We start from the raw sequence: 3,613 nt of genomic DNA on the forward strand, positions 1-3,613 counted from the left end.
GCGACAAGTCGTTATAGCAGGTAGGCGGCACAATTGCCGGCCGAGCCGGCAATCTGTGGGCTGCGCCCCCAGACCCCCTTTGATGCCCAAGGGTTCAGGGTTCGGGGTTCGGGACTCCAGGGGAGGGACGCAGTATTCCGAACCCTGCGGGTTCGGAATGTCTCCCCTGGCCCCATCCCAAAGTCAACTCTGCTCGATGTTTTGGCACTCCGTGCCAAAAAAATGGGAGCCTTACGGCTCCCAAATCAGGTCAAGGAAAGCGATGCCAGCGCACCGTCGTTGTTTTGGCAACGCCGTTCCAGCGCTGTTGAACCGCCCGCGCATCGTCCAGAGCACGGTCGCTTCGCTCCCTCTGATGAGGGCCTACGCGGCCCTCATGCACCCGCGTCCTCGGCTAGTCGGCGTTGCCTTCGAGAATGTCATACCTATAGGATTTGAGGTATTCACGCATGAAGATCGCGCAGTTGTCGCAGAGCGCCATGAACCACTCGAGGTTTTCGTCACGGGCGTAATCGACGAGCTTGTTGAAGCTGTAGACCTCATTCTCCTTGCACCAAGTGCACATCTCGGCGACGATGCGGTACTTATCGGCAGACCGATTTATTGCATCAAGATAATCCGCTCCACCGAATTCGACCACGTCAGCCGGGTCGTACTGAAATTTGTTCGGGTCGTCGAGATGGCATAGGTACCGCGCCACCGCAGTCCAGCTGTCTCGATATTGGACCGACTTTTCTTTGCATCCGAACGAGGTCAGGACCTCCTTGGCCTCTTTGGCCTGCACGGCATGCGAGAAACGCACGACAATATGCCAGTGCGATTCCTTGACCTCGCCTGCCGCCGTAGTGTCTCGGTCATGTTTCATGGCCAAGCCCTCGTAGCCGCTTTCGCGGATTAGATCTAGAAAGTTATCCGGAGCGCTGTCTTCATAGAGATAGGCCCACCAGATCTTACGTTGCTTGCCCTTGCGCTTCTTTTCTTCATAGCGCCGCTGGGCTTCTTTTTGCTTTTCAGGGTCTGCGTATGGCATGAAAAAACCTCCCGGCTCGGGAGGTCATCAACTCGCGTTCTTCACCATTCTCCGGGTACAAATTGATATGATGGTGCCGGACATGGTGGCGTTGACGAGCTACGACCTCGTTCTTCGTCGCATCGGGGGGCCTAATCCCCGTTGCTTTAGCCATTGTACCGCACGCACCCGCCCGCCTGGCTAGGCCGGGCGGGCGTTTTTTATCTGCGCTTGTAGACCTCGCGCCTGTGCGCCACATCGACAACGAGAATGACGAGCCTGCCGTCATTGATGTCGCACAGTATTCGATAGTCTCCGACTCTGTAGCGCCAAACGCCTGCCAAGTTTCCAGTCAGGGCCTTGCCCCTGCTGCGGGGGTCTTCGAGCTTCGCTATCTCGTCCAGCTCGTCGAACACCCTGGCAGCAACGCCCTTGTCAAGCTTGCGCATCGCCTTGTCGGCGTTCCTCGTGAAATCAATTCGCCAGGCCACAGTGAGCCCTCACCTCATCGATGCTGTAGGTCTCAAGCCTGCCTGCGCGATAGTCCTCGATGTCCTTGAGAATGCCGTACTCGTACTCAAATCGATCGATAGCTTCCTGCAGGGCTTCGTTCACGTAAAAGCTCCTTGACCTGCCAGTTTCCTTCGCAAGCCTGCTGTATCGTTCGTTCAGGTCTGTTGGAATCCTCATTGAAGTGACTGCGGTAGCCATGCCGTACCTCCTTTATGTGTAGTACATGTACTACTGTATCACATCATCGCAGGTCACGCTTCTTCAGCTTTCTTCTCCGCTTCCTTCTCGGCCTTTTTGGCGGCATCTTCCTTGGCCTTTTTCTTGGCTTTTGCGAGCTCGGCCTTGGCCGCGCGGACGGCGGCGGACTCCCAGATTGTCGAGCCGTTGAGGGTCACGCGATCCCATCCGGCAAGTTCGCCGACTGCCGAAAGCGCCTGGCCGATTTCGAGATTCATTGGATCATCGAATTTGTCGGAAACTTCACCGAGAAGTCTATTGCCGAATTTAAGTAAAAACCTCTCCTTGTGGACGAGGTCGTGTGCTGGCGGCAACGGCTCGATTCCCAGCACAACGCCCTTGCCGACGTCGCTCGTCTCATAAATCGTGATCGTTTTCCTGCCGAATACTTCCAAAACTGCCATTTCCAAAATCCTCCGAATAATTCTCAATCATGTCGTCAAGGGTCCATTCCTGCTCGGGCTCGGGCTCGGGCTCTGGCTCGGGTTTAAGCAGCTGCTCCAGAAGTTCGAGCTGCTGGGCGAGCAGTCCATCCTGAACCGCTCTCATCGCCCGTTTAAAGCCCTCAGCCACCCTGTGCGCCGCCATATCGAGCGCGGCGGGAACTGCCGCTAAAGCCTCACTCACAGCCCCGATAGCCGCTTCAAGGCGGCTAACGTGGCTTCTAAGTCCCTCGACTTCTTCCTCAAGGCATCGCGCTCGCTCTCCAAGCTCTCGACCTTCTTCCACAAGTCCTCGATTTCGCGCCTTGACCTGCTCGACCTGCGCTTCAAGCTGCGCAAGGTCTTGTTCAGCTGTCTCTTTCTTGCCTTGAACGCACTCCAATTGCTTGCGAGTGGCCTTTGTCTCTTTCGTATAGCCCTTCTTAGCCGAATGGCCGAAGTCGGGCATGGAATAGTGGAACTTGACCGCAACTTGGCCGTAATAGTCTTTCTGCCACTGCTCCATGCTTTTTTTGGTTGGCTTGAACAGCTCTTTGGCGCACAGGCGACCGTCCGAGGTGATTGGGACGACCGTCGCGTGCAAGTGCGGCGTGGTCTCGTCGAAATGCCAGCGCATATCGACGACGTTGCCCTCGCCGTATTTCTTCTCCAGGAATGATTTGAACAGTTCCGCGAACTGCTCGCGCTCCTGCTCCGAGCGTCTTGAGTAATCGGGCATCGTGGCGAACGTGGTCAGGTGCGTGACGGCGTCGTTTCGGACTTTGCGCTTCACCCCGGCTTCGGCGATGCGGCCCAGAATCGCGTCCTTAACCGAGCCGCCGTACTTGTTCTCGACAACGATCAGCGCGTGCGCCCTGGGCATTTCCGTGTCGATGTTCGGGTTCTGCCATTCCTCTTGGCCCTCGCCCATGACCCGAGTTTGCTCCTGGTCGTAGGACCCGATTGCCGATTTCTTGCCCTTGCGGATTGATGCTGAACTGAACATCCAGACCTCCTTGTCGTGGTCTAGAGTGCCCGTCCGAGCATTTCGCCATATGGCAGGGGACAAAAGTAGCATTTGGTATAAGACCCGTAATACCAATCCTGCGGATTGGTCGGGCGGGGGCCAGCCCCTCGACCCCGCGGGGGCGCTGCCCCTGCGACCCCCTCCGCAGTCGGGCGCCGTTCGCCTAAGGCGGCTCACGTCTTTGCCCGTCTGCTCCGCGCCGCCCTCGTTCGGCGGCTTGGCTACGTATGCGAAAAGTGATTCCACATACGTGAAAAAGGGTTCGGAACTCCATCCCGAACCCTCCGAACCTTTTCCGAACCTTCCGAACCTTTTTGTATGGCACTTTGTTAAGCGGTGGCCCCTTAAATGGGCCACCGCGACAAGTCGTTATAGCAGGTAGGCGGCACAATTGCCGGCCGAGCC

5 protein-coding genes are annotated in these 3,613 nt (G+C 57.1%); all 5 read right to left on the reverse strand.

Going from position 1 to position 3,613, the window contains the following annotated elements; all coding sequences use genetic code 11:
* Window positions 1-394: 394 nt before the first annotated feature.
* Entirely contained in the window at window positions 395-1,030 is a 636-nt protein-coding gene (locus tag DXD48_RS09855) for a replication protein (RefSeq protein WP_117565052.1), read from the reverse strand.
* A gap of 200 nt (window positions 1,031-1,230) precedes the next feature.
* The gene (locus tag DXD48_RS09860) at window positions 1,231-1,458 is read right to left on the reverse strand and encodes a type II toxin-antitoxin system RelE/ParE family toxin (protein ID WP_154270956.1); all 228 of its coding nucleotides are present in this window, start codon (window positions 1,456-1,458) and stop codon (window positions 1,231-1,233) included.
* 25 nt (window positions 1,459-1,483) lie between these two features.
* Window positions 1,484-1,624, reverse strand: coding sequence for a hypothetical protein (locus DXD48_RS10295; protein ID WP_233514993.1), 141 nt, complete (start codon window positions 1,622-1,624; stop codon window positions 1,484-1,486).
* 149 nt (window positions 1,625-1,773) lie between these two features.
* Window positions 1,774-2,163, reverse strand: coding sequence for a hypothetical protein (locus DXD48_RS09870; RefSeq protein WP_117565054.1), 390 nt, complete (start codon window positions 2,161-2,163; stop codon window positions 1,774-1,776).
* On the reverse strand, window positions 2,117-3,187 hold the full coding sequence (gene mobV / locus DXD48_RS09875; RefSeq protein WP_158548983.1) for a MobV family relaxase: 1,071 nt from the start codon (window positions 3,185-3,187) through the stop codon (window positions 2,117-2,119). The genes DXD48_RS09870 and mobV overlap by 47 nt, the downstream gene beginning before the upstream one ends.
* Window positions 3,188-3,613: the final 426 nt, after the last annotated feature.

This window comes from Collinsella sp. TM05-37 (assembly GCF_003436455.1).
Lineage (GTDB): Bacteria > Actinomycetota > Coriobacteriia > Coriobacteriales > Coriobacteriaceae > Collinsella.

Bases quoted from the DNA above. Each gene is read 5' to 3' on its own strand.
- mobV (WP_158548983.1), bottom strand. From the start codon at position 3,187: ATGTTCAGTTCAGCATCAATCCGCAAGGGCAAGAAATCGGCAATCGGG.
- DXD48_RS09860 (WP_154270956.1), bottom strand. From the start codon at position 1,458: ATGCGCAAGCTTGACAAGGGCGTTGCTGCCAGGGTGTTCGACGAGCTG.
- DXD48_RS09855 (WP_117565052.1), bottom strand. From the start codon at position 1,030: ATGCCATACGCAGACCCTGAAAAGCAAAAAGAAGCCCAGCGGCGCTAT.
- DXD48_RS09870 (WP_117565054.1), bottom strand. From the start codon at position 2,163: ATGGCAGTTTTGGAAGTATTCGGCAGGAAAACGATCACGATTTATGAG.